Source organism: Sediminicola luteus, from assembly GCF_002514735.1.
In the GTDB taxonomy this organism is placed as follows: domain Bacteria; phylum Bacteroidota; class Bacteroidia; order Flavobacteriales; family Flavobacteriaceae; genus HQA918.
Window position 1 is genome coordinate 548,760 of record NZ_NBWU01000001.1, and the last position, 25,732, is coordinate 574,491.

20 protein-coding genes are annotated in these 25,732 nt (G+C 44.7%); 12 read left to right on the forward strand and 8 right to left on the reverse strand.

Going from position 1 to position 25,732, the window contains the following annotated elements; genetic code table 11:
* Positions 1–75: 75 nt before the first annotated feature.
* Together B7P33_RS09110 and B7P33_RS09115 are read right to left on the reverse strand one after the other, a co-directional pair.
* Positions 76–1,326, reverse strand: a complete 1,251-nt coding sequence (locus tag B7P33_RS09110) for an aspartate kinase (RefSeq protein WP_097441659.1) — start codon at positions 1,324–1,326, stop codon at positions 76–78.
* Positions 1,323–1,802, reverse strand: coding sequence for a GNAT family N-acetyltransferase (locus B7P33_RS09115; RefSeq protein WP_097441660.1), 480 nt, complete (start codon positions 1,800–1,802; stop codon positions 1,323–1,325). Before B7P33_RS09115 ends, B7P33_RS09110 begins: the two co-directional genes overlap by 4 nt.
* Before the next feature lie 114 nt (positions 1,803–1,916).
* Here B7P33_RS09115 and fbp point away from each other — a divergent pair, with 114 nt between their 5' ends.
* Positions 1,917–2,927, forward strand: coding sequence for a class 1 fructose-bisphosphatase (gene fbp / locus B7P33_RS09120; protein WP_097441661.1), 1,011 nt, complete (start codon positions 1,917–1,919; stop codon positions 2,925–2,927).
* Positions 2,928–3,005: 78 nt separating this feature from the next.
* The gene (locus B7P33_RS09125; protein ID WP_097441662.1) at positions 3,006–3,356 is read left to right on the forward strand and encodes a ribose-5-phosphate isomerase; all 351 of its coding nucleotides are present in this window, start codon (positions 3,006–3,008) and stop codon (positions 3,354–3,356) included.
* Between the two features lie 86 nt (positions 3,357–3,442).
* Here the strand turns inward: B7P33_RS09125 and B7P33_RS09130 are convergent, their stop codons facing one another.
* Entirely contained in the window at positions 3,443–4,303 is an 861-nt protein-coding gene (locus B7P33_RS09130; protein WP_097441663.1) for a carboxypeptidase-like regulatory domain-containing protein, read from the reverse strand.
* 202 nt (positions 4,304–4,505) lie between these two features.
* Entirely contained in the window at positions 4,506–4,928 is a 423-nt protein-coding gene (locus tag B7P33_RS09135) for a tellurite resistance TerB family protein (protein WP_097441664.1), read from the reverse strand.
* Between the two features lie 192 nt (positions 4,929–5,120).
* On the opposite strand from B7P33_RS09135, the gene B7P33_RS09140 reads away from it, so the two are divergent.
* From B7P33_RS09140 to B7P33_RS09160, 5 genes are all read left to right on the forward strand, one after another.
* Positions 5,121–6,227 (forward strand): acyltransferase family protein, encoded by a 1,107-nt coding sequence (locus tag B7P33_RS09140; protein WP_097441665.1) that lies wholly within the window; start codon positions 5,121–5,123, stop codon positions 6,225–6,227.
* Positions 6,228–7,253: a helix-turn-helix domain-containing protein gene (locus B7P33_RS09145; RefSeq protein ID WP_097441666.1), complete on the forward strand. Its 1,026-nt coding sequence runs from the start codon at positions 6,228–6,230 to the stop codon at positions 7,251–7,253.
* Between the two features lie 124 nt (positions 7,254–7,377).
* Complete coding sequence (gene mfd, locus B7P33_RS09150; protein ID WP_097441667.1) at positions 7,378–10,740, forward strand: transcription-repair coupling factor; 3,363 nt, start codon at positions 7,378–7,380, stop codon at positions 10,738–10,740.
* Positions 10,737–11,930 carry an enoyl-ACP reductase FabV gene (fabV, locus tag B7P33_RS09155; protein ID WP_097441668.1) on the forward strand — a complete coding sequence of 398 codons (1,194 nt, stop codon included), beginning with the start codon at positions 10,737–10,739 and terminating at the stop codon, positions 11,928–11,930. The genes mfd and fabV overlap by 4 nt, the downstream gene beginning before the upstream one ends.
* Before the next feature lie 108 nt (positions 11,931–12,038).
* Positions 12,039–13,367 (forward strand): TlpA family protein disulfide reductase, encoded by a 1,329-nt coding sequence (locus tag B7P33_RS09160; RefSeq protein ID WP_097441669.1) that lies wholly within the window; start codon positions 12,039–12,041, stop codon positions 13,365–13,367.
* Between the two features lie 23 nt (positions 13,368–13,390).
* Here B7P33_RS09160 and B7P33_RS09165 read toward each other — a convergent pair whose 3' ends face one another.
* The 4 genes from B7P33_RS09165 to B7P33_RS09180 form a co-directional block, all read right to left on the reverse strand.
* Positions 13,391–13,843: a DUF4199 domain-containing protein gene (locus B7P33_RS09165; protein ID WP_097441670.1), complete on the reverse strand. Its 453-nt coding sequence runs from the start codon at positions 13,841–13,843 to the stop codon at positions 13,391–13,393.
* A 107-nt stretch (positions 13,844–13,950) separates the two neighbouring features.
* Positions 13,951–14,904, reverse strand: coding sequence for a hypothetical protein (locus B7P33_RS09170; RefSeq protein WP_141402430.1), 954 nt, complete (start codon positions 14,902–14,904; stop codon positions 13,951–13,953).
* Between the two features lie 149 nt (positions 14,905–15,053).
* Positions 15,054–15,713, reverse strand: coding sequence for an aspartate kinase (locus tag B7P33_RS09175; protein WP_097441672.1), 660 nt, complete (start codon positions 15,711–15,713; stop codon positions 15,054–15,056).
* Between the two features lie 166 nt (positions 15,714–15,879).
* On the reverse strand, positions 15,880–16,239 hold the full coding sequence (locus B7P33_RS09180) for a YraN family protein (RefSeq protein WP_097441673.1): 360 nt from the start codon (positions 16,237–16,239) through the stop codon (positions 15,880–15,882).
* A 244-nt stretch (positions 16,240–16,483) separates the two neighbouring features.
* On the opposite strand from B7P33_RS09180, the gene B7P33_RS09185 reads away from it, so the two are divergent.
* From B7P33_RS09185 to B7P33_RS09205, 5 genes are all read left to right on the forward strand, one after another.
* Complete coding sequence (locus B7P33_RS09185; RefSeq protein ID WP_097442294.1) at positions 16,484–17,986, forward strand: DUF1800 domain-containing protein; 1,503 nt, start codon at positions 16,484–16,486, stop codon at positions 17,984–17,986.
* A 7-nt stretch (positions 17,987–17,993) separates the two neighbouring features.
* Positions 17,994–19,712, forward strand: a complete 1,719-nt coding sequence (locus B7P33_RS09190) for a DUF1501 domain-containing protein (RefSeq protein ID WP_097441674.1) — start codon at positions 17,994–17,996, stop codon at positions 19,710–19,712.
* A gap of 144 nt (positions 19,713–19,856) precedes the next feature.
* On the forward strand, positions 19,857–21,557 hold the full coding sequence (locus B7P33_RS09195; protein ID WP_097441675.1) for a helix-turn-helix transcriptional regulator: 1,701 nt from the start codon (positions 19,857–19,859) through the stop codon (positions 21,555–21,557).
* Between the two features lie 253 nt (positions 21,558–21,810).
* Positions 21,811–23,868 carry a methionine--tRNA ligase gene (gene metG / locus B7P33_RS09200; RefSeq protein ID WP_097441676.1) on the forward strand — a complete coding sequence of 686 codons (2,058 nt, stop codon included), beginning with the start codon at positions 21,811–21,813 and terminating at the stop codon, positions 23,866–23,868.
* Positions 23,869–23,982: 114 nt separating this feature from the next.
* Positions 23,983–25,728, forward strand: a complete 1,746-nt coding sequence (locus B7P33_RS09205; RefSeq protein WP_097441677.1) for a carboxypeptidase-like regulatory domain-containing protein — start codon at positions 23,983–23,985, stop codon at positions 25,726–25,728.
* Positions 25,729–25,732 lie beyond the last annotated feature (4 nt).

Below are 25,732 nucleotides of genomic sequence, written 5' to 3' on the forward strand. Positions count from 1 at the left end.
AGAATTGGTACGGGTAAATATAGCCAAAAAGTTCAAAGAAGGACTGTACGATTCCTCCTTCGTACCCAATAATTTTTACTTGATTACCAACTGAACGGTCTCTTTTGATCTTTGTTCTAAAAGCACCTCATGTCCATTTTGCAGACTTTCAAGGGCTTGGGTATTAAAATGGCGAATGGTATACAGGCTAACCCCTTCATGACAGACCACCTTAAACCGACCCTTGAGTTTGTCTAGCAATTCCGGAAAACCTCCGAACTTGTTCTCTAAACAAACCGAAAAACTAATAGCAGAATTTTGTATCAACTCGACCTTCATTCGGTGTTCGTGGAACAATTTGAACAAATCGCTTATGTTGTCCTCAACGATAAAAGAGAAATCCAAAGAAGATAACTTCATCAAAATTTGATCTCGCTTTACGATAAAGCAAGGCACCAAAGGCTGAATGCCATCGCACTTACAAACCTTGGTTCCGGCACCTTCCGGATTTACGAAAGACTTTACATGTAACGGGATCTCTTTGCGCTGCAAAGGCTGTAACGTTTTCGGGTGAATAACCGAAGCCCCATAGAAAGCCAGCTCTATGGCCTCTCGGTACGAAATGTTCTCCAAAAGTTGGGTGTCTTCAAAATAGCGGGGATCGGCATTGAGTACCCCCGGAACATCTTTCCAAATGGTAACCTCGGTAGCATTGAGACAGTACCCTAATATGGCCGCGGTATAATCGGAACCTTCACGCCCTAGAGTGGTGGTAAAGTTATTGCCGTCGCTACCCAAAAAGCCTTGGGTGATGTTCAGCACCTTGGTATTGACCTTTTCATTGATCCGAACCTGTGTGGCTTGCCAATCGACCTTGGCATCGCGATAGGTGGTGTCGGTCTTGATCAATTCGCGCACATCTACCCAATGGTTCTCTATACCATGTTCGTTTAAGAATGCACTTAATATAGTAGTGGATATCAATTCGCCGTACCCCACTACCTGATCGTACACAAAATTGTATTTGGGCGATTTATTCCAGGCCAAAAAACCTTCGACCTCGGCAAAAAGTTCTTTTATCTTAGTATACACCGGATGCTGCTGCGATTCGAACAAGTCGTCCATAATAGGTTTGTGAAAATCACGAACCACCTGAACAGCCCCTTTCAAGGCATTTCTATCTTCGAAATATGCTTTGACTACGGCCTCCATGGCATTGGTGGTCTTACCCATGGCAGACACGACCAACATGGTATTTTCATGACCGGTATAGCCCAAAACTTTGGCTAGGTTTCTTACGGCGTCGGCATCTTTTACCGAGGCACCACCAAATTTGAATATTCTCATGTATGCTGTAAAAATCTTTCTATTCCTTGGGCATCTAAATGCACAACGTCCCAGTCACGCATAACATTTGCCCCTTTTTGTTCGTAAAACTTTATGGCGGGTTCGTTCCAATCGAGTACCTCCCAACTGATCCGCTTCACCCCAAGACCATGGCCATATTTCACCACTTGGGTCAGCAGGGCATCGCCCACACCCTTACCCCGCATGCATTGGGTAACGATTAGATCCTCTAAATGAATGACAGGTCCCTTCCAGGTGGAGTAGCGCGGATATACCAAGGCGATACCCACAACGCCCTCTGCTGCCTCGGCAACGAAACAAGTGAATTTGGGTTCGGCTCCGAAACCGTCGTTCTCCAAATCGGCCACGGTGACCTCAACGGCATTGTCCTCCTTTTCGAAGACCGCCAATTCTACGATCAATTCCCGTACCCTAACCATATCGGCCTTTTCGGCCTTGCGAATTTGAAATTCCATAATTGTTACAAATAAAACACAAAGTTATATTACTTTAAAAACTATCGTCTCCGAAAACGTTGTAGTTTCACAAAATAAACGATCTTTGTGGACGTTTAAACACCTAAACGATACATGGAGAAGCGAAATCAGACCCTAGGGGAGTTCATTATCGAAAACCAGAACTCCTTTGCCTATTCTACAGGCGAACTTTCGAAACTCATCAATGCCATACGATTAGCTGCAAAAGTAGTGAACCACGAGGTAAACAAAGCCGGATTGGTCGATATACTTGGTGCCGTTGGCGATACCAATATACAAGGCGAAGACCAACAAAAGTTGGATGTATTGGCCAATGAAAAGTTTATCCAAACCCTACGTAAACGTGAAATTGTCTGTGGAATCGCTTCGGAAGAAGAGGATAGCTATATCAGTATTAACAGCAGCGATGAGAACCATCAGAACAAATACGTGGTATTAATCGATCCACTCGATGGTTCTTCGAATATCGATGTCAATGTTTCCGTAGGTACTATTTTCTCTATCTATCGCCGGGTAACCAAGGTAGGTACCCCTGTAACCATGGAAGACTTTTTACAACCCGGAAAAAACCAAGTCGCCGCGGGTTATGTGGTGTATGGCACCTCGACCATGTTGGTCTATACGACCGGACATGGCGTAAACGGATTTACCCTAAACCCGGCCATTGGTACCTTTTACCTGTCGCACCCCGATATGCGTTTCCCGAAAGCTGGTAAAATCTATTCGGTAAACGAGGGGAACTACATCCATTTTCCCCAAGGGGTAAAAGATTACATCAAGTATTGCCAAATGGAGGAAGGTAACCGCCCTTATACCTCGCGTTATATTGGATCGTTGGTCTCCGATTTCCACCGGAATATGATCAAAGGGGGCATTTATATGTATCCGAAGAGCAGCAAGGCCAACAATGGTAAGTTGCGCCTACTCTACGAATGTAACCCTATGGCCTTTTTGGCCGAACAGGCCCAAGGCAAAGCCAGTGATGGCCATAACCGTATTCTCGATATTCAACCCACCGAACTACACCAAAGAGTGCCCTTTTTCTGTGGTAGCCGCTTAATGGTTGAAAAAGTAGAGGAGTTTATCGCCGAAGCGGAGCAATAGCCCTTATACAAACTAGGGTTCGTTTCCGGGACTTCATTTATCTTCTAGGTATTCCAATCGTCTTAATATCGTACGCGCATGCCCAAGACTCAATACCAAGTCTACGTAATCGAACTCTCTAAACGGGTATTTACCGAAAGTGCCAAATTCCGAAAGGCCAACCCCCAATTCAATGGGGTACTGCAATGCTTGTATGTGGGTATGAGCAGTAAACCACCCAAAACACGTTTTGAACAACATAAAACAGGGTATAGAAACCAAAAGGGACATAATTTGGCCTCGCCTTTGGTCCAAAATTACGGGATGTACCTACGGCCCAGCTTATATAACCATATCGCCCCCGTTGCCACGCGAAGTGCAGCCCTGCGTCTGGAAGAAAGCCTGGCGTTGAGCCTAAGACGGCAGGGTTATGCGGTGTGGTATAATTGAGTAATCAGATGTAAGATACTAGACCGCTTCGCTATGAGATTCGAGATGAACGACCTCAATGCAAATTCTTTTTATTGAAAACACCATCATCTATATACGACGTCTATATAAAAGCTTGGCTTAGATTTTCTACTTACCCACTCGTCCATAGTTTTCTCTCTATAGAAGAAGTGCTTTGCGGTTGCCAATTTTGTGGATATTGCAAAATATTTGCTGTTTTCATCTTGTTTCTCGCTCTTCAGCCATTGGATGGTTACAGCCACTTCTTTCTGTTCCTTTTCCAAAAAAATATCAAAAGGAGACAAATCCACCTTGTACCACCCCAAAAATCCATCTTTTATCTGAAAAACGATATCTCTAGTATTTAACAGTTTTCCAGGACGTTTTCCCTCTATGGCATAAACATTCATACGAAACGTAACCGATTTAAACTGATTGGATGTAATATTAAAATTTAAGGCCTCTACATGGCAATCCCTTTTTACGGGTATCCTTACTCCCATTTCCTTACTCAAACGATCGTCAATATCTTTTTCATAATACGAGTAGAAGTTCTGATGCATCAAGCCTAGTCCTTTGCCTTTACGCCCTAACTTTTTCGCTATGGGCTTTTTGTACTTGACCACCACTCCTTTTAATTGCGTAGGAAGCGGTTCTAGTACTATAACGGCCGTTCCCTGAATTAATACCGATAGTGGAATCTTTTTGGTTGCGTACCCAATATGGGAAAAGACAACAGTATCAGTAGGAACGATATTTTCGTTCAATCGTAATTTGAAAACTCCTTTTTCACTGGAAACGGTGCCTACTCCTTTACCCGCAACACCGAGGTTAACGAAGGCCAAGGGAGCTTTGCTCTGGTCATTCAAAACCTTTCCTGAAATAGTTTCTTGGGAAAACATTGGTATCACCAGTATAAACAGGAAGAAGAAAAATATTTGGCGCATGATGTCGGTTTAAGCTTCTCCCCAAAAATAATCGCCCCTTTTCAAGTAAGAAGCAACAAAACGTTAATTAAGAAGACCTTAACGACACAAATCCAGACCTGTCAGGTTTTGGAAACCTGACAGGTCTAAAAGTGCTGGGCAACAAAAAACCCGAAGCCAATCTCTGACTTCGGGTCCTGTATATTATTCGCAAGGCGAGGGTTTATTTCCCCATCAAATATTGAAAATCTTCAAAATCAATCATTCCGGTAAAAATCTTAATGGCCTTATGTACCACCTGATCTACATTGTCTTTACTGTAACCCAGACCTAGGGCGTAACGTTTTACCAAACCAATCTCGTTCTCATCGAATTTATGGTCGGCAAATACGATCTTGAACAAATCAAAAATGCGCTCCAATCGCTTTTCGGCACTAATGGCCGGATCAATCGGGTATTTTTTATCAGAATCCATAATCGATTTGAATTCATGGGCCGTAACCCCAAGCTTTCGGGCAAAACGATCTAAAATCTCGCTTTCCTTATCGGTAATTACCCCATCGGCCTTTGCTAAGGTGGCTATGGCGGCAAAATGGGCCACATTACGCTTGTGCTCCCCATGTTTGTACGCATCTACGATAGACATGTTTCTCTTTTTAAGTATTCGGTGCACAAATATAGGCCTTCTTTCAAGATTTAAAGGAATGGCCCTTAAGATTGTTCGTCCATTACCCACTTTTTTACGTTAAGTTCGAAATCGATGCGTTTTTTACATTTTTGATTCACCCCAAAACCCAGTTTCACTAAATCTTTGCCCTATAAAAATTGAATTAATCTTATGGGCAAACAACGTATATTTTACCTGGATAACCTTCGTGTTTTATTAACCGTTTTGGTCGTCGCACACCATTGGGCCATCGCCAACGGAGCACCGGGCGATGCCTATTACCAGGACACTTCGGTTAGTTTGGTAGAAAGCATCATTTTAGGGTTGTTCATAGCTACCAACCAGGCCTATTTTATGGGCTTCTTTTTCTTTCTATCGGCCTTTTTTACCCCAAAATCCTTGGCACGGAAAGGAAAACAATTGTTCTTTTTGGATCGCTTAAAGCGTTTGGGGATCCCCTTGTTGGTATACAGTTTTATATTGGAGCCCCTACTTAAATTTTGGCTGGGTAGTTCAACAGGCCAAATATTAGCAGGCTTCAGTAGTTATTGGGCTTCCGGTAAAGGTTTTGGTACCGGCCCCTTATGGTTTGTGGCCGTCTTGCTCATTTTCGATTGTTGCTATGCCTTCTTAGGTTCCGGTTTATTGAATCGTCTGAAGCCCAAATCTCGAACCATACGCGTCATAATCGGTTTACTGACCCTAATCCTTATCACTTTTGTAGTCCGTATGTATTTCCCTGTGGGGGAATGGGTAAGCCCACTCGGGTTTCAACCGGCGCACCTCCCCCAATATATCTTGTGTTATCTCAGTGGTATATGGGTACAACAGCATGGAGTCTTAGACACCTGGTCTGGCAAAGCCTATTTCAAAAACCTAATTATGGCTACGGCCTTGGCCCTTATCGTTTTTCCTTTACTTTTTGTAATTCCTGGAAAACTAGAGGATCACGCCGACTATATGGGCGGCTTTACACCTTACTCCTTTTTCTATGTAGTATGGGAACAGCTTTTCGCCTTTTTTACCATACTCGGCTTATTGGGTTGGTTTAAAACACGGTTCAACGAACAGCCGCCTTGGCTAAGGTCCGTGGCCCAACACAGTTATATTATCTACATAATCCATGGATTTGTTTTGGCCGGACTATCATTGGCTTTGCATAATTACACCGGGATGGCTTTTCAAAAATTCGTGCTTTTTCTAGTACCCGCCTTGCTCATCTGTTACTTTTTAGGTAAGTTGATACGACTGATACCTGTCGTAAAACGGATTGTGTAAATGTATGACCATGTAGATTTTGGGTTACGGATATTGGCCTTGGCCACTTTATTGTTTTGGAGTATCCTTATTGGATATGCCGAACCGCGGAGTGCCAGAAAATGGATTTTGTTACAGTTCTTTCTTTGCCTAATAGCGTATATTTTGGTGTATTACCCACCAGTAAGGGCAATATCTTGGGTATTTCAACCCCTGTTCCTATTCTCCGTGGCCTTACCTTTTTCCTTTTGGCTGGTTACCAAAAGTATGTTCCGTGACGATTTTCAATGGCGAGTCAAATACCTTTGGTGGTATACCCTACCCATTTTGCAGTGGTTCGCATTCACTTTCCATAAGCGGTTGCACGATCTCTCGCCACACCTCAACATTTTGCCCTACCTTATTTCAATAGTATTTATGCTATTGGCCATTTACGAAAGTATACAAAACCAACATGATGATTTAATTGACAGTAGACGAAGAAACAGGGTCATTGCCGTGGTGTATTCTTCCGTACTTGGTATAATATCTCTCTTTCTGTATTTTACCGGAGACCCTATTAACCTCGCTTCCTGGGCCTCGAACACCCTCCTATTGGGCACCCCGTTCTTTTGTTCTTTATTTTTTTGGCCCCAGCTCAATTATATTCCCTTGTACCCCGGCCAGGCTAAATTGACCAAGGAAACCGCTAGTCCCAACGATAGGATTCAACAACGTATTTTAGATAAACTAGAAACCGGTTTCGTTCAGGATAAGTTGTATTGCACGGAAAGTATGACCATTGGCCGCTTGGCAGAACAGCTCCAAGAAAAGGAATACCTGTTGCGCAAAGCTATAAATCAGGGCCTAGGTTATCGGAATTTTAACGATTACCTGAATCAATTGAGAATTGAGGAAGCCCAAAGGATTATGGCGGCACATAGGGCCAAAGAACTTACCTTTCAAGAAATGGCCTATAAGTTGGGCTATCAATCTACGGCCACCTTCAATAGGGCCTTTAAAAAAAGTACGGGCCTTACGCCAACAGCATACGTAAAGCAAGTCTAGACACTGTCGATATTTCGTTAAAACCAACACGATTTACACGGCTTATTATCGCGAATCGTTTCTCAGTGCATTAAAATCACGATTATAGCGTGAAGCCCTGTATATTTGCAAAAATCCTCTTTCCGTGCATCGATCTATCGTAGACCGTTTTACCGAAAACAACTTTTGGCCCAAACTCACCGAAAAATTAGGTTCGGATGGGGAAAAACTGGCCCTAAAAGGACTTGTCGGCTCTTCACTATCGTTTGTTATCGCACGTCTTTTTGAAGATAGCGAACAGCCTTTTGTGCTTATTTTTAACGACAAGGAAGAAGCTGCCTACTACCTCAATGACCTAGAACAGCTTTTGGGCGATGACCAAGTTTTGTTCTACCCGGGCAGCTATAGACGCCCCTATCAAATCGAGGAAACCGACAATGCCAATGTGCTGCTGCGCTCCGAGGTTTTGAATCGTATCAATTCGCGTCGAAAACCTGCTTTGATCGTTACCTATCCCGATGCCCTTTTCGAAAAGGTGGTTACCCGAAAAGAACTCGACAAAAACACCCTAAAACTTAAAGTGGGCGATACCCTTTCGCTCGACTTTTTGAACGAGGTACTTTTCGAATACCGTTTTCAACGGGTCGATTTTGTGACCGAACCCGGGGAATTCTCTGTTCGAGGTGGTATTGTGGATGTGTTCTCTTTTTCGTCGGACACTCCATACCGTATCGAGTTTTTTGGGGATGAGGTAGATAGTATTCGGAGTTTTGACGTGGAAAGCCAACTTTCGGACCAACCCGTCAAAAAGACGACCATTATCCCGAATATAGAAGACAAGGCGGTGGCCGAGACCCGCGTATCCTTCTTGAAATATATCGCTGCACATAGTCGGGTTTTCGTTAAGGATATCGATGTGGTTCAAGGTCGAATGGATGGACTTTTCGCCAAGGCCCAAGAAGCTTTTGTGAAACTGTCTACCGATATTAAACATGCCGAACCTCGAGACCTTTTCCTGGACGGGCAACAACTGACCGGCGAGTTACAAGAATTCTTTGTGGCCGAGGTTGGTACCAAACCCCAATGGGCCCAAAGCGAATACCGCTACCTCACCACGCCCCAACCGGCTTTCAATAAAAAATTCGACCTGCTAATCGAAGACCTGAACGGCAACCACAGTAAAGGGTTCACCAACTATATTTTTTGTGCCACCCCCCAGCAGGCCCAACGTTTCCACGATATTTTCGACGAGATCGAAGAAGAGGTTCATTACCAAACCTTGGTCTTTCCCTTGTATCAGGGTTTTGTGGCCCCCGAACTGAAAATGGTATGCTATACCGATCACCAGGTTTTTGAACGTTACCATAAATTCCATCTGAAAAATGGCTACGCCAAAAAGCAGGCCATCACCCTAAAAGAGTTGAACAAACTGGAAGTGGGCGATTATGTAACCCATATCGACCATGGGATAGGTAAATTCGGCGGACTCCAAAAAATAGATGTGGAGGGTAAAAAGCAGGAGGCCATTAAACTGGTATATGGCGACCGCGATATTCTCTATGTGAGCATACACTCCCTGCATAAAATCTCTAAATACAGTGGCAAGGACGGCAAAGCCCCAAAAATATTCAAACTAGGCTCGGCGGCTTGGAAAAAACTGAAGCAAAAGACCAAATCACGGGTTAAGAAAATCGCTTTCGACCTGATCAGTGTCTATGCCAAACGCCGTTTGAAAAAAGGCTATCAATACCAACCCGACTCTTACCTGCAGCACGAACTGGAGGCCTCTTTTATCTATGAAGACACTCCCGATCAAGGCAAGGCTACGGCAGATGTCAAGAAGGATATGGAGAGCCCCCTACCCATGGATCGTCTTATTTGTGGCGATGTGGGCTTCGGTAAGACCGAGGTAGCCATACGGGCCGCCTTTAAGGCCGTAGATAACGGAAAACAGGTCGCCATTTTGGTACCCACTACGGTATTGGCCTTTCAACATGCGCGCTCGTTCCGGAAACGTTTACAGGAAATGCCAGTAACCGTCGATTATCTCAACCGCTTTAGAACGGCCAAGGAAAAACGCCAGGTATTGGAAGGGGTGGCCAATGGTAAAATCGATATCGTAATCGGCACCCATCAGCTAGTAAATAAAAACGTAGCCTTCAAAGACTTGGGCTTATTGATCGTAGACGAGGAGCAGAAATTCGGCGTGGCCGTAAAAGACAAACTCAAATCGATCAAGGTTGATGTAGATGTGCTTACCCTTACTGCCACCCCCATACCACGTACCTTACAGTTCAGCCTGATGGCCGCCCGCGACCTTTCGGTCATTAAAACACCGCCGCCAAACCGGTATCCCATTGAAAGTAGGGTGGTACGTTTTAATGAAGAAATCATTCGCGATGCGGTTAGCTACGAAATACAGCGGGGCGGACAGGTTTTCTTTATCCATAACCGTATCGAAAACTTGAAAGAAGTGGCGGGCATGATCCAACGCTTGGTACCCGATGCCAAGATCGGGGTGGGTCACGGCCAAATGGAGGGTAAAAAACTCGAAGAACTGATGCTCAACTTTATGGATGGGCATTTCGATGTACTGGTCTCTACTACCATTGTAGAAAGCGGACTCGATATTACCAATGCCAATACCATCTTTATCAACAATGCCAATAATTTCGGACTGAGCGACCTGCACCAAATGCGGGGCCGTGTGGGGCGTAGCAACAAAAAGGCCTTCTGCTATTTTATTGCCCCACCCTATGATATGATGACCGCCGATGCCCGTAAACGTATTCAGGCACTGGAACAGTTTACCGAATTGGGCAGTGGCTTCAATATCGCCATGAAAGACCTAGAGATCCGTGGTGCTGGCGATCTTTTAGGGGGCGAGCAAAGTGGTTTTATCAATGAAATCGGGTTCGAAACCTATCAAAAAATATTGAATGAGGCCATTGAGGAACTTAAGGAAAATGAGTTCAAAGAGTTATACGAAGATCAGGAACAAGGGCCAAAACCTTTTGTAAAGGAAACCCAACTCGATACCGATTTTGAACTGTTGTTCCCCGATGCCTACATCAACAATATCACCGAAAGGTTAAGCCTGTACACCGATCTGAACAATATTTCGGATGAATCCGGACTGGAAACCTTTGAAAAACAGCTCGAAGATCGCTTCGGACGCCTACCCCAAGAAGCCCTTGACCTATTGGATTCGGTTCGATTAAAATGGCTGGCCAACGCCATGGGCTTAGAGAAGTTGGTACTCAAAAAAGGACGTATGATCGGGTATTTTGTATCGGACCAAGAGTCACATTTCTACCAAAGTGATACCTTTACCCATATTTTACGGTTCGTGCAATCGCATCCGGACCGTTGTAAAATGAAAGAAAAAGAAACCCGTAACGGCCTTAGGCTATTGCTAAGTTTCGATAACATAAAAGCTATTTCAACCGCCTTGGCAGCCTTAACCCCCTTGGTACCGGCTCCAACCCAAAAACAAACAACACTATGATCATTGAACCTAGGACCAGAGGATTTATTTGTTTGACCGCACATCCCGATGGTTGTGCCACCAATGTAAAGGAGCAGATCGACCATATTACATCGAAAGGTACTTTCGAAGGGCCTAAAAAAGTATTGGTTCTCGGTGCCTCTACCGGATTTGGATTGGCTTCGCGTATTACCGCTGCCTTTGGTACCGGTGCTGCCACCTTAGGGGTGTTTTTTGAAAAACCTCCCAAAGAAGGTAAGACCTCATCACCCGGCTGGTACAACAGTGCCGCCTTTGAAAATGAGGCCCATGCTGCCGGACTCTATGCCAAAAGCATTAATGGCGATGCCTTTTCGAAGGAAATCAAGGAAAAGACCCTAAATACCATTAAAGAAGATTTGGGCCAGGTAGATTTGGTAGTATATAGCTTGGCTGCACCTATGCGCGTGCATCCCGAGACCGGGGTTCGCCATAAGTCGGTATTAAAACCTATTGGTGGCGTTTATGAAAACAAAACCGTTGACTTCCATACCGGGGTGGTCTCCGATATAAAAATAGAACCTTGCGGGGAAGGCGATATCGAAAATACCGTGGCCGTTATGGGTGGCGAAGATTGGGAACTTTGGATAGATGCCCTTATGGAAGCCGATCTATTGGCACCAGGAGCCCAAACCGTGGCCTATTCGTATATTGGCCCGGCCCTGACCGAGCCTATTTATAGAAAAGGTACCATTGGCCGGGCCAAAGACCATTTAGAGGCCACCGCAGGTAAACTGATGCAAAAAATGGAAAGCCTAAACGGAAAAGCCTATGTTTCGGTAAACAAGGCCTTGGTTACCCAAGCCAGTTCGGCCATACCGGTAATTCCGCTTTATATTTCCCTTTTGTTCAAGATCATGAAGGAAAAGGGTATACACGAAGGTTGTATAGAACAAATGCAACGCCTGTTCTACGATCGTATGTACAACCCCGATGGTTTGGCCTTGGATGAGGCCGGAAGGATTCGGGTAGACGATTGGGAAATGCGTGAAGACGTACAATCCCAGATCGCTGAACTTTGGGAACAGGCCGAAACCGAAACCTTGGCCGAGATAGGCGATCTTCAAGGTTATAAAGACGAGTTCTTTAAACTGTTCGGTTTTCATTTCGATGCGGTAGACTATACGGCAGACACCAATGAAATGGTGGCCGTACCGGGCTTAGTGGAATAGATTTTATGGGGTGCCCAAGTAATTTTGGGCACCCTACTCCCTTCTTCACATGTTAAAACCGTTCGAATACCGAGGTTTAAGTCGGTAGCTTACCCTATATTTAAACCTATGAAAAGAACACTTGGCCTTTTGGCCCTCCTTTGTGTATGCCTCGGTTGGGGACAACGCACTTTAAGCGGAACCTTGAGCCCGGCCGAACAATTCAATTGGCTGCTGTTATACCGTATCGCCCCTAGCGAACAGGTGTACCTAATAGATACCGAGGTTAAAGATGGTAAGTTCAGTTTCGAAATGCCCGAGGCTAGCATAGCTGGTACCTACCGGGTGGTCTATGCCGTACCACAAGATGAATTCTATTTCGATGTAATCTATACCGGTAAGGAAGATGTTGAAATCGATTTTAGTTTTGAGGAAGGTTTGCAGATCATACAATCGGAAGAAAACAAAAACCTCTACGGCTATCTTGGCGCTGTACTTAATTTAGAAAGTAAGGTGAATGAAAAACTGGAAGTAGGCGCCACCACCTTGGACCCCGAAGTACAGTCGTTCTTCGATTCAATGGCCGGTCTACAGGCCGAGTTTGAAGCAGACACCCAAGGCGAATACGCCCACGATTTCGTAAATTTCAACAAACCGTTCCTACCCAAGGCCAAATTGACCGATAGCGAATACCAAGCGGCCAAACAGGCCCATATACTCCATCAATTAGATTTTTCAAACACCAAATTACAGGCCTCTACTTTTTTAACCGACAAAGCCCTAGCCTATAGCCTTATGGCTACACCCCTTACCGGAATGAGCCGCAATGAGGCCGAGTTGACCATTCAAAAGAACCTGCTCGATATCGAAGCCAAGTTGCCCGAAACCATTGATGTCGGGTTCAAAGCCAGACTGTTCTACGATATCTGGAAACAAATGGATAAAATACCTTTGAACTCGGTCAGTGATTTTATCTACAACACCTATCTGGAACCTCTCCCGGACAAAACGAGCTTTAATAATATCAAAAAGGCCATTTCAGAAAAAATGCGTTTGCGGATCGGAGCCCAAGCCCCTGAGTTATATTGGAGAAGTGGGGATGAATCTTTCCGGCTGGGAGATCTTACTGGGGCCGAACGTTACGTATTGGCCTTTTGGAGTAGTAGCTGTTCGCATTGTTTGGTCGAGATGCCGAAACTTCAGGAAAAAATAGCGGGGTACCCCAATACCATTTTCTTGGCCGTTGGCCTCGAAGACCCGGAGAATAAGTGGGCCGAAGAAATCCAAAAACTACCCGGATTTACCCATGCCATGGCACCCGGAAAATGGGAAAGTGAGGCCGCAAAAGATTATGCCATTCAAGGTACCCCCAGTTTTATCGTATTGGATGCAAAAAAGCGAATCGAAGCCAAACCCGAAGATCTAGAAGGCCTATTTCAAGTGCTCAATGGCACATAGCCGGCGACAAACCTAAATTTGTTTTAAGAATTGGGAACACTCAAATTATTGCTCACCTTAAACCCTTGCATTAGGGTCAGGGCCAGAACTAGGGTAGAACTCAACCCCATAATACCTACGGTAAAAATTACCATACCGGTGCCTATTTCTTGACTACCGACATAAGACGCCAAAAGCTCGTCTAAAAAAGTCGGACTAATCTCAGTGGCATACACCCAAAAAAACAAAGTGAATAAAAAGGTGGCCGTACTTCCCATACCCAAACCGGCAGCAAATCCGTTGGTATAAGTAAAATTCGGGAAAGTGACCCGTTTAAAATGTCGCATCCCAAAATACATACCCGCGCCCAAGATCATACCATTGAACAAACTAAAACCCGGGGCCAAATGCAGATCTACCGCCGATAATGCCAAAAAATACAGAATCAACACCAAGGCAATCAAGGCCCCATAACGAAACATCAAACTATTTTCCATACCTCCCAATATTTATTCCCTATTAAGTTGGGGAAAATATAGGAGAAATGCAAGAATTACATCACCTAAAGCATTGTTTACCCGCGGCTTAAACCAAGAACTCTATCCTAGACCACACCCCTATTCCAGACCGGTACTTTTAAAAACCGGCTAATCATGACCATATCACTCAGCAAATAGTCTTTATCGCCATGATTGAGCAAATTAATACGTTCTCCGGTATCCGTAACCAAATTGAGCTCGTAACAATAGTATCCGCCAGAAGAATTCCCAGCCACAAATTTTTGTAATACCTGAAGGGCATAGGCCTCTTGAAAAGATCTTTTTTTAGCATCCACCACCATGATCCGCTTTCTGATGTAAAAGTAAGCTTTGGCCCCAGTGGCGAGTACCAAAAACAGCCCGACCAACATAAAGGGCCCGCCAGAGGTAAAGAACAATTTCCCGATATCCATAAAACCGATATCCCCTTTGGTCTGCATCCATTCTACCAAGCCCCAGACAAACCAATTGAGTCCGACCAAGAAAAATCCCCAAGCCATAAACTTCATTTTAGAACTGGAAACGATGGTAAAGCCCCTACTTGTTTTCTTGAGCCGTTCACTTAAAAAGTTGCTACCGCCACTAGAAATGGCAACCCATGATATTGCCTGGCCAATGGCATCGGAGCTAGGGTCTTCGTAATGGAAGGTTATTTGCCGATTTTGGGCAGCGTTCTTCTTACGGTTCAGCCATATACCAGACAGAAACATACCTCCGAACATAAAAATAAAAACAACGAACATACCACCCAGTTTAAGCCCTAAGAAGCGTTCTTTGGTCAGCACAATACCGTGAACCCGGACTTGGGTTTCGAGTTTACGTATTTCGTTAAGGTCTCGGGTACTGGGTTGGGCCAAGTTGAGTAAAGAATCCAATACCACCACCTTTGCTTCGTGGGTGGCCTTTCGGCTGGCATAATCTTCATATTTGTCTTGGATTTCGGGAAACACTACAAAAATTAGTAGCCCCAAAGGAATAATCACTACTAGCCAACCTAGGTTAAGGTTCATTTTTCGCATAGGTACATTTTGGAACAAGGAAAGCATAGGCCTTGCCTTACTCTAATTAACCACATTTTAACCTAGGTATTGTGCATTGAAATCAAAATAAAAGCCGCATGGGACAGCGGCTTCTTTTTATGCGAAAAAGTAAGTATAAACCCTTAAGATTACAGGGTTTTTAAATCTTTAATGGTCTTAAAGGCCATATCTACCTGTTCGTCGTTTACCAAAATGGTAAATTCATTAGTAGTAGATATTACCTCGTATAAAACTATACCCTCCCACGCCAAGCGTTGGAAAATGAAATAGTATATCCCTGGAACAGAGACGTTTTCGGCTGGTAATTTTACGGTAATACTCGAAAGATTGTCTACCTTTTGGGTACAGCGTTCGCCTTGGAACAACTCTTGCACCGTACCTTCCATGGTACTACTTACCACAATATTAAGCTCGTTTACCCCACGGGAAGAGGTATAAAAAACATCTTTGTTTTTATTCACTTCGTTAAGCAAAAGGCTCTGGTTTTCGAGTATGGATTCGGAAATCAAAAAGGTAAAATCGGCCAGATTACTGCGTACGGTAATCTCACCAATATTCTTCAGTACCTTAACGATTCGATGGGTGGCCCGGAATTCGAGGTCATCGGACAAACGTTTCAAGGCCATAACAATGGCCCCATTACGTACCTCTTTACCCAATTCTTCCTCAATCTCGGGTTTTACCATGCGCGATAAGGAAGTGAGGTTGATAATACCTTGGGCCAAGGCCGATTGTAAAAATGGTTTTTTGCGGATGTACTGTTCCACGACTGCAGAAATAGTCTTCATGATGTTTGGCGTAGCGCAAACCTTCCCCCACCTTAGAAAGACATGCCGGTTGTGAACTAAAGCAGGAGCATCTTTTAAATACCCCCAGAATTGACAGGTCAAATCTAACAACTTGTTTCAAATAAAACAAATTTATCAGCCACTTAACTATCCTAGGGTGATTTCGTTAAAAAGGACTAAAGGCATCGTCCCTATGTTCTATGGTAAAACCGCTTTGGGTCTTTACCACCAAAACGATATCGAAACGAACCTCAACATCGGCATCGGCGGCGAGTACGTAAGCATCCATAACCCGGATAATGGCCTTTCTTTTGGCCGGGGAAACCATTTGGTTCCAATCGGCCACCATGGCCTCGGTTCGGGTCTTGACCTCAACGGCTACCCAAACACCTTCATCCTCCATAATCAAATCGATTTCTTCACGTTGGTATCTTTGGTTTTTTACACGAAGTCTGTACCCCAAATTTTGTAAAAACTCCAAGGCCCGTGCTTCACCCCACTTTCCTAAATTATCGAGTTGTCCCATAAATCTAGACCGAAACTTTTTTAATGGTGTAGTTAAATTCGTGCAAAATTGACAAATTCGACGAATACCATGTATTTCATCGAAAAAATATGCGTTTTAACGTCTGTAAACGTTTACACATCGTACTTTAGAAGGAGATTAACAAAAAGTGCCGGATCGTTTGGAGGTTCCTGAACCGAATTTACCCTCCCGATCCTTATGGTTAACTCCCCAAATCTTGACCCTGGTAAACCATACGCAACCTATGGAGTTTTTTGTTAACTGTAATGCCTCTCCCCTGGACCCCCAGACCGGGCCTTTAGATGCATCGCAAGTAGCGCATTTATATCGCCGTTTGGGCTTTAGCACAGATACAGCGACTATTAATGCGGGAGTAGGACAGACTGCCAACACCCTTGTGGATAACCTTATTGGCCAAGCGCAGGCCATGGCACCCATGACCCCACCCGAGTGGGCCACTTGGAACAATGCCAGTTATCCGGCAGATGATGCCGCTGCAGGGGATTTAAAAAGGAGCCAAATTGCCGATTGGAAACTACAGTATACACGTCAAATGCTGTCCAATAACCTAAGGGACCGTATTAGTTTCTTTTGGAGCAATCATTTCGTTACCCAATTGCAAGTGTACAATTGTCCGGCCTATTTACATGGCTATACCAATTGTTTACAGCGTAATGCCCTGGGCAATTTTAAAACCTTTACCTCAGAAATCGGACTTACCGATGCCATGTTGTACTATCTCGATGGGGTGTACAATACCGGTAACAACCCGAACGAGAACTACGCCCGTGAACTGTACGAATTGTTCACCCTTGGTGAAGGTCAGGGTTATACCGAAGAAGACATTATAGAAACCGCCAAGGCCATTAGTGGTTATGTAGAACGCGGGGAAGAAGGTTGTAGTCCCGTGAGCTTCGATGCCACTAGGTTCAATACCGAGAACAAGACCATTTTCGGACAAACCGGAAATTGGGGTTACGACGATGTAATCGATATACTTTTCGAACAGCGTGGTGATCGTATTGCCTATTATATCTGTAGAAAGCTTTATGAGTTCTTCGTACACCCTGATGCTGTAGAAGGCAATGCCCCTAACATCATTCAAGGCTTGGCCGATACCTTTACCGCCAATAATTTTGAACTGGCCCCGGTACTTTCACAGCTATTTAAAAGCCAACATTTTTTTGACGATGATGCGGTTGGGGTGATTATAAAAAGCCCTTTTGATCTTTTCCTTCAAATTTTTAAGGAAACCGGGTTTCCGACCGACGATAGTTTGGTGAATAGTGCCATCAATGCGTCGCGCCTTTTGGGACAACAATTATTTGATCCCGTAGAAGTGGAAGGTTGGCAACGTAACCGAACCTGGATCAACACCAACTTTATGATCGGACGCTGGTTAACGGCCGAAATGGTTATAGACCTGTTTTTCCAAACCGATCAAGAACAATTCAGGGCCCTGGCCGAAGCCGCAGTTGGACCAGCCAATACTGGTACCAGTAACCCTAGGCTGGTTACCGAGGCCCTTGTGAACAAATTTTTGCCGAAAGGCTTATTGACCGAGCAAGACCTGCTCAATGCGTTGGATACTTTTATGGTGGACACCGTACCGGAAAACTATTATGGATTGGATTTTATCGATGGTGGTCTGGGCTATTGGATGCTTAACACCAGCGATGCCGCACCTACCCAAGTGTACCTATTACTGCAACACTTGGCCCGTCAACCTGAATTCCAACTTAAATAAGCCTATCATGTGTACCCATCATATACCCGTTAACAAACAAGAAGCCCACGATAACGAACATAAAATCTGGAGCCGTCGCTCATTTTTACAAGCTTTGGGCATTGCCGGATCTGGATCTATTATGCTCGGATCCAACCTCGTATCGGCCTCGGCCCCATCACCACTTACGGCTGCCATTGCCGCCGCCGAAACCGATAATATACTGGTACTGATCCGCCTAAACGGGGGTAACGACGGTTTAAGTACCGTTATTCCCATACAACAATACGATACCTACGCCAATGCCCGCCCCAACATCTATATTCCTGAGAGTAAGATTTTACGATTGACCGACGATTTCGGTGTGCCTTCTTATATGGATTCCTTAGAGGCCATGTGGGGAGACGGACAGTTTAAGGCCGTACATGGGGTAGGTTACGAAGGCCAAAGCCTATCGCATTTTACCGGTACCGATATATTCGCAAACACCGATCTAACCACCACCGGATTCTCAGGAGAGAACACCGGCTGGATGGGCAGACATTTCGAAAACCTTTATCCCGATTATCTGATCAATCCGCCCGAAGCCCCAGCAGCGATTCAGATCGGGCAATACGGTAGTATGGTATTTCAGGGAGAAGAGACCAACTATGCCTTTGTGACCTCGAATATCGATCAATTGGAAGAAATCGCAGAAACCGGCTTGCAGTATAGCCTAGACCCGGCCCTATTTGATAATTGTATGTATGGCGATCAACTTCATTTTTTACGGGGAACCGCCAATACTACCTATGAATATTCGGGTAAAATACACGAAGCCTACGAACGTGGGCGTAACGAAGTAGAGTACCAAGACAATTATTTTGCCCGTCAGTTGGCCCTTTTGGCCCGGTTGATCAAAGGCAATTTGGGCACCAAGGTCTATATGATCTCCATGGGTGGATTCGATACCCATGGTAACCAACCTTTGGCCCACGAACGTTTGATGACCAATCTTTCGGTAGCCGTAAAGGATTTTTACGACGACCTTACCTTTACCGAACAAGACAATAAGGTGTTAAGTATGACCTTTTCGGAGTTCGGACGCCGGATCTTTGAAAACGGATCTAATGGTACCGACCACGGTAAGGCCGCCCCTACCCTTTTCTTTGGTTCCGGATTGAATGGAAGTGCTTTTGTAGGCGACCACCCAGCCTTGGAAAACCCTGACGGAAGAGGAAATTTGGCCCATACTATGGACTTCAGGGACCTCTACGCCACCGTAATGGCCGAATGGCTCTGTATACCCATACCCTTGGTAGAACAACATCTGCTTGGACACCCCTATATGCCAGTGAACCTTGGTTTTAATTGTAGCGGTACCGAATTCCCGGACATTGCCTATTCCAATGATCCGCCTACACCGCCAACCCCAACGGATCCGGGTGAGGGTAATGGAGAAAACCCGTTGCCCACGATTCCCGACGATATTTTAAACGGCATTGTCCATAAACCTTTTTATCCCAACACTAGCGGACAACCCATGATTTCTTTGACCATGCCGGCCACGGCCCATGTCGATATACAATTGTTCAATATCCTCGGACAAAATCTGGGGTCTATTTTCAATCAAATCGTAACCGAAGATCCCAACGGCATCGATATCGATGTACAGGCCAGGGTTTCGCGCCCCTTGGCCCCCGGTAAATACATCTATAGAATTCAAGTGCAAGACAAAAAAATGAGCAAGGCCATTATGGTCTCTTAACCTACTTTTTACTGCTCCCAAAGCCCCTGTGAAACCTACTTGTGCGTCGGTAAAGCGGGGGCTTTACTTTTTAATCCGATCTAAAAACGCATATATTTAGGCAGTGGAACCAACAACCTCTCTATTGCCTTGAAATACATTTATATGCCCGTATTTCTTTTTGTTGTTCTTGTAGGTACACTTCAGGCCCAGGAACAAAGTCCCGAAACCATTAACATGGATGGGTTTTGGCAGGCTCATGGCGATATGGACAAAAGAAAAGCCCAAGGTCTTTTAGACACGGTCTATTTCGAACACTATTTCAAAACGTTGGACCTGGCCCCGCATTTTAAGGATGATGCCCCTTTTATCCTTGATTTTTATAAAAATACCGCCTATTCCTTTTATTACAATGGTATACTTCCGGAAGAAACCATCAAACTATATTCCCTTTTCTTTGAAACCTATGCCTACCTAGAACCCAAACTATCCGATTCCTTAAAACAGGCCATGCTTAACAAAAGGTCTTTCGCCCATGGCATTAAGGCCAGATGTCATGCCCAATTGCAACAAATAGAGCTGGCCGAAGCGGAACATCAGAAGAATCTGATCCTGATGCAGGACGAAAAATCCATTTATCAAGCCTCTACTTTGGCCAATTATGGTTACTTCTTACTCTATCGCAAAAAAGATACGGCCGCAGCCAAAACCTATTACGACAAGAGTTACGAATTTACCCAACAGTATTTTCCCGAACATGATTATTTAGGTGCTATACAAGATCATTTAGCGGACTACTATTTTGTTACCGGGAACAAAGAAAAAGCTAAAGAAATCTACTTAAACAACTATAGCTTTTATTGCCCCGAAACAGCATCTAAATCCGATTCAATCACCCCTTTTGACCTCCCTAAATTTATAGAAACGGGTACACGTTTAATCGAAACCAATCTTAGTCTGGGAGTTATTACCAACAACGCACAGATTTTAAATCACTTAGAACATCATGTTAAAGGAACTAACGTAAAACCAGAATTCAGGTTAAAAGTGGCTTTTGCCAAGGCTCAATGGCTAACGGTACAAGGAAAAGCACACGAAAGCCGTACACAAATGCTATTGGCCCGAAAGCTATCCGACAGTATCACCCAAGCCACTGAAACCCACCAACGCATACTACGATCGGCCTACCATACCGTTATATTGAATCGGTTACGTCATAGCCATCAAATCGAAAAAAACCAAAAAGAAACCAAAATACAAAACCAAAACCTCCGCTTTTCCATCTTGGTAATCTTGGCCTTATCGGCCATAGGCTTTTTGGTTTCCTTGGTCTTACGAAGGCGTCAGCATCTGGTCAATGCCCGTAACGAACAGGTAATGGCCGAACAATCGTTAAAATTAACCGCCTTAAAAAACCAACAGTTGGAAATGGAGGTAACCGCTAAAGAACGTGATCTCTCCGACTTTGCCCTTAACCTCAGCCAAAACCAAGAGTGGGCCAAACAACTGGCCCTAAAAATCGATGCCTTGAAAGCCACTCGTGGCCGGGAACGCAAAAAGAATTTAGACGCCTTGGAAAAGGATATTAGAAATAAAGTGGCCCACGATACCGAAACCAAAGCCTTTTTCCATAGACTCGATAAACTGAGCCATGGATTTTACGATACACTCCAAAACAAATATCCCGATCTAAGTAAAAACGACATTCGCTTGTGCTCACTGATCCGACTGAAACTAACCAGTATGCAAATCGCCAACCTTCAAAATATAACCGTGGCCTCGGTGAATACCAACCGTTACCGTTTACGTAAAAAACTCGGATTGGATAAGCACCGCGATCTCGACCGGTTTATACAGGATTTATAAAGTAGGGGCATTTCCCTAAATTACATTTTGCACAAGGGTTTCTCCAATTTTAATGCATAGGTGAATACGCCGTTCACCCCGATCCTCTCCCGTGGGAAAGGGGGATTTTAATTAGTACTAAAATTATCACAACTTACGATTACCGAAAAAACATCCTCAATAACAGTACTTTTAGGTCTTTGGCCTAGATTTGACTTTTGACATTATACATTAGCCGGCGGATTCCCTATTTTTGCCCGAAAATCGGAATATCATGGCCCAGTCACCCAAACGTTACACCTTAACAGCAGCGCTACCTTATACCAATGGCCCCATACATATCGGTCATTTGGCCGGGGTATATGTGCCTGCCGATATCTATGCCCGATACCTTAGGGGTAAGGGAAAAGATGTAGCCTTTATCTGTGGTAGTGACGAACATGGGGTAGCCATACCCATGAAAGCCAAAAAAGAAGGGGTGGGCCCACAGGATATTATCGATAAGTACCATGCCCTAATCAAAAAATCGTTTGCCGATTTTGGGATTACCTTTGACAACTATAGCCGTACCTCGGCCCCTATTCACCACCAAACGGCCGGTGACTTCTTTAAAAAACTATACGAACAAGGCGATTTTATAGAAGAGACCACGGCCCAGCTATACGATGCCGAAGCCGACCAGTTTTTGGCCGACCGTTTTGTTACGGGTACCTGCCCTAAATGCGGACACGAAGAGGCCTATGGGGATCAGTGCGAAAATTGTGGTAGCTCGTTGAACGCTACCGATCTGATCAACCCCAAATCGACCTTAAGTGGGGCCACGCCAGTGTTGAAAGAAACAAAACATTGGTTTTTACCCTTGGATCGTCATGAAGATTTTCTAAAGGAATGGATCCTAGACGGACATAAAAATGATTGGAAACCCAATGTGTATGGCCAATGCAAATCGTGGATCGACGACGGGTTGAAACCCCGGGCGGTGACCCGTGATCTAGACTGGGGTATTCCCGTTCCGGTTCCCGGTGGCGAAGGCAAAGTATTATACGTCTGGTTCGATGCCCCGATCGGGTACATCTCATCTACCAAAGAATGGGCCGAACGCGAGGGCAAGGATTGGGAACCTTTTTGGAAAGATGAAGCCACCGAATTGATACATTTTATCGGTAAGGACAATATCGTTTTCCATTGTATCATTTTCCCTTCAATCTTAAAAGCCCATGGCGGATACATACTTCCCAAAAACGTGCCGGCCAATGAATTCTTGAATTTGGAAGGCAACAAATTGTCCACTTCCAAGAACTGGGCGGTTTGGTTGCATGAATACCTAGAGGAGTTTCCGGACCAACAAGATGTATTGCGCTATACCCTAACGGCCAATGCCCCCGAGACCAAGGACAACGATTTTACTTGGAAAGATTTCCAGGCCCGGAACAATAACGAATTAGTGGCCATTTTTGGCAACTTTATCAATCGGGTAACCGTACTTACCCATAAGTATTACGATGGGGTGATTCCCGAAGCCGGACAGTTACAGACCGTGGATCAAGAGGCTTTGGCCGCCCTTAAAAAATTCCCGGAGACTATTTCACAATCGGTAGATCGCTACCGTTTTCGTGAGGCTTCCCAAGAGTTGATGAACTTGGCCCGCTTGGGTAATAAATACCTGGCCGATGAAGAGCCTTGGAAGAAGATAAAGATCGATGCCGAACGCACCCAGACCATTATGTATACGGCCTTGCAGATCGCCACGGCCCTTGCGGTTCTATCGGAGCCCTTTTTACCCTTTACCTCGACCAAACTAAAGCGAATCTTGAACCAAGATGGCTTAAGTTGGGGCGATATAGCCACTACGGATGTATTATTACCAAGCGGACATACCATTAATGCCAGTGAGCACTTATTCAGTAAAATCGAAGATGCTGCCATTCAGGCCCAACTCGATAAGCTGGAAGCCACCAAAAAAGCGAATGAGGCCGAAAACAAGGCCGTAGCCCCGCAAAAAGATACCATTAGCTTTGACGACTTTACCAAACTCGATCTTCGGGTGGGTACCATTCTAGAAGCCGAAAAGATGCCCAAGGCAAAAAAACTACTGGTTTTAAAGGTAGATACCGGCATCGATACCCGCACCATTGTTTCGGGTATAGCCGAAAGCTTTGCCCCGGAAGACATCGTAGGAAAACAAGTGACCGTTTTAGTAAACCTGGCCCCGAGAAAATTACGCGGGGTGGCCAGTGAGGGTATGATACTAATGACCGAAAATGCCGAAGGTAAACTGGTCTTCGTTAACCCAGACGAGGCCGGTGTGGGGAATGGGGAAGGAATCGCGTAGAAAATCTGCAGATTAGGCGGTTTTTCGGAATGGGGAAACCCAGACTAACTTGTCTTACCTACTACATATCAGGGTTTTGATTTAATTCTTTATCTTTAAGCAAAACCTACCAACATGAGATTTATTAGCTTTTGTGCCCTATTCCTAGGGCTACATATGGGTATATGGGCCCAAAACACAAAAACCATTTACGGTCGCATTACCGACCAGGATATACCCAAATCGGGTGTTAGCGTACAAGTTCAAAATAGCGAACGGGGTACTACCAGTGATGCCGAAGGTAAATATAGTATTAGCGCGGCCGAAGGAGATGTTCTGGTTTTTTCCCATATCGGTTATGTATCCAAAGAAATCCAAATCGAAGATGTTACCCAAGTGCTCAATGTATCACTATCCCCTGAAATCACCGAACTAGACGATGTTACCGTAGAGGCCCAACGCCTAAATCTACAGGAACAGTTGGCCCTAGAATACGACAGCAATCCTTCTTTGATCAAAACGGCCTATGGTATTTTTGATAAACGTTCGGCCGGTTACTCTTTACGCATATTGGAAGAGCGGCATATCAACAAATCAGCCTTAACCCTAGCCGATGTCATTAACGGGAAATTTGCCGGGGTATCCTCGTTTTGTAACACCGTTACGGGGTATATTGTTTCCAGAATGCGGCCTATGCCCACCATATTCAACCAAGGTTTACCCATTTATGATATTGATGGACAGATTCTAACCAGTTTGCCCTGCGGTTTGATTGCACCAGCCAATATCATACGTATTGCCGTAATACCTTCAACAGCGGGCACAAATCGATATGGTTCGATTGCCTCTAACGGGGTAATCATTATCAACACCAATCGCTACGGACGTTATAAACCCAAACCAGCCGAAACCAGTTATACGGCCACCTATGCCCAAGATGCCCGGCCCTATGTGTCAACAGCCAATTACACCACAACGAAATCTTTACAAAAGTTGGCCGATCCCGATAGCGCCTTTACTGCACTCACCAAGGATGTTATGGGGTATTGCCCCAATTATCATTTCGCTTTGGATCAGTCGCTTTTATTTGCCAAACATTGGAACCGTCCCGATTTGGCCCTAAAAGTGTTGGACAAAACGGATGCCCTGTTCCAGACCAACCCTGAGGCCCTAAAGGCCAAGGCCTATTTGTTAGAAGAATATGGATTCATGGACGAGGCTCACGAAACCTATAAAAGCATTTACCGATTACGCCCGCAATACCTGCAATCGCAACTCGATATGGCCCAAAGCTATTTGACCGTAAACGAGCCCGAAAAGGCCATGGATCTGTATATGCGACATAAGTATTTGGTATCCGAAGGCTTGTTCAAAACAGATTCAACCGGTCAAAGCTCCATAATTTCAACAGATTACACCAACCTTATGGAGCGTTATGAATGGAACAACGGCCTGCATTTAAAAACTACCAAAACAAAGACCAAAACCACAGCTTCCAATGCCCGCTGGGTCTTAAGTTGGAACGATGGTGAAGCGGAATTCGATGTGGAATTCGTTAATCCGAAGGGCAAAACCTATGTATGGTCACACAGTCTGGATGGCAATCCCGATCAAATTCGTTACGAAAAAGAACTGGGGCTTTCGGCCACATCGGAAACCATTGATGGCACCTTACCCGGTACGTGGCAAGTAAACATCACCTATTTGGGCAATAAAAAACTGACCCCAACCTATTTTAAACTAATCGAATACACGGACTATGGTACGCCCTGGCAAGAGAAAACCAGTCAACATTTCCGATTGATCGAAAAAGGGACCAAATATAGGCTAACACGATTGACTATAACCCAAACCCCTGCAGGAAATACCGGAGGACAATAAAAAT

Excerpts from the sequence above, each read along its gene's own strand:
- B7P33_RS09110 (WP_097441659.1), bottom strand. The coding sequence starts at position 1,326 with ATGAGAATATTCAAATTTGGTGGTGCCTCGGTAAAAGATGCCGACGCC.
- B7P33_RS09115 (WP_097441660.1), bottom strand. The coding sequence starts at position 1,802 with ATGGAATTTCAAATTCGCAAGGCCGAAAAGGCCGATATGGTTAGGGTA.
- fbp (WP_097441661.1), top strand. The coding sequence starts at position 1,917 with ATGGAGAAGCGAAATCAGACCCTAGGGGAGTTCATTATCGAAAACCAG.
- B7P33_RS09125 (WP_097441662.1), top strand. The coding sequence starts at position 3,006 with ATGCCCAAGACTCAATACCAAGTCTACGTAATCGAACTCTCTAAACGG.
- B7P33_RS09130 (WP_097441663.1), bottom strand. The coding sequence starts at position 4,303 with ATGCGCCAAATATTTTTCTTCTTCCTGTTTATACTGGTGATACCAATG.
- B7P33_RS09135 (WP_097441664.1), bottom strand. The coding sequence starts at position 4,928 with ATGTCTATCGTAGATGCGTACAAACATGGGGAGCACAAGCGTAATGTG.
- B7P33_RS09140 (WP_097441665.1), top strand. The coding sequence starts at position 5,121 with ATGGGCAAACAACGTATATTTTACCTGGATAACCTTCGTGTTTTATTA.
- B7P33_RS09145 (WP_097441666.1), top strand. The coding sequence starts at position 6,228 with ATGTATGACCATGTAGATTTTGGGTTACGGATATTGGCCTTGGCCACT.
- fabV (WP_097441668.1), top strand. The coding sequence starts at position 10,737 with ATGATCATTGAACCTAGGACCAGAGGATTTATTTGTTTGACCGCACAT.
- B7P33_RS09160 (WP_097441669.1), top strand. The coding sequence starts at position 12,039 with ATGAAAAGAACACTTGGCCTTTTGGCCCTCCTTTGTGTATGCCTCGGT.
- B7P33_RS09165 (WP_097441670.1), bottom strand. The coding sequence starts at position 13,843 with ATGGAAAATAGTTTGATGTTTCGTTATGGGGCCTTGATTGCCTTGGTG.
- B7P33_RS09170 (WP_141402430.1), bottom strand. The coding sequence starts at position 14,904 with ATGCGAAAAATGAACCTTAACCTAGGTTGGCTAGTAGTGATTATTCCT.
- B7P33_RS09175 (WP_097441672.1), bottom strand. The coding sequence starts at position 15,713 with ATGAAGACTATTTCTGCAGTCGTGGAACAGTACATCCGCAAAAAACCA.
- B7P33_RS09180 (WP_097441673.1), bottom strand. The coding sequence starts at position 16,239 with ATGGGACAACTCGATAATTTAGGAAAGTGGGGTGAAGCACGGGCCTTG.
- B7P33_RS09185 (WP_097442294.1), top strand. The coding sequence starts at position 16,484 with ATGGAGTTTTTTGTTAACTGTAATGCCTCTCCCCTGGACCCCCAGACC.
- B7P33_RS09190 (WP_097441674.1), top strand. The coding sequence starts at position 17,994 with ATGTGTACCCATCATATACCCGTTAACAAACAAGAAGCCCACGATAAC.
- B7P33_RS09195 (WP_097441675.1), top strand. The coding sequence starts at position 19,857 with ATGCCCGTATTTCTTTTTGTTGTTCTTGTAGGTACACTTCAGGCCCAG.
- metG (WP_097441676.1), top strand. The coding sequence starts at position 21,811 with ATGGCCCAGTCACCCAAACGTTACACCTTAACAGCAGCGCTACCTTAT.
- B7P33_RS09205 (WP_097441677.1), top strand. The coding sequence starts at position 23,983 with ATGAGATTTATTAGCTTTTGTGCCCTATTCCTAGGGCTACATATGGGT.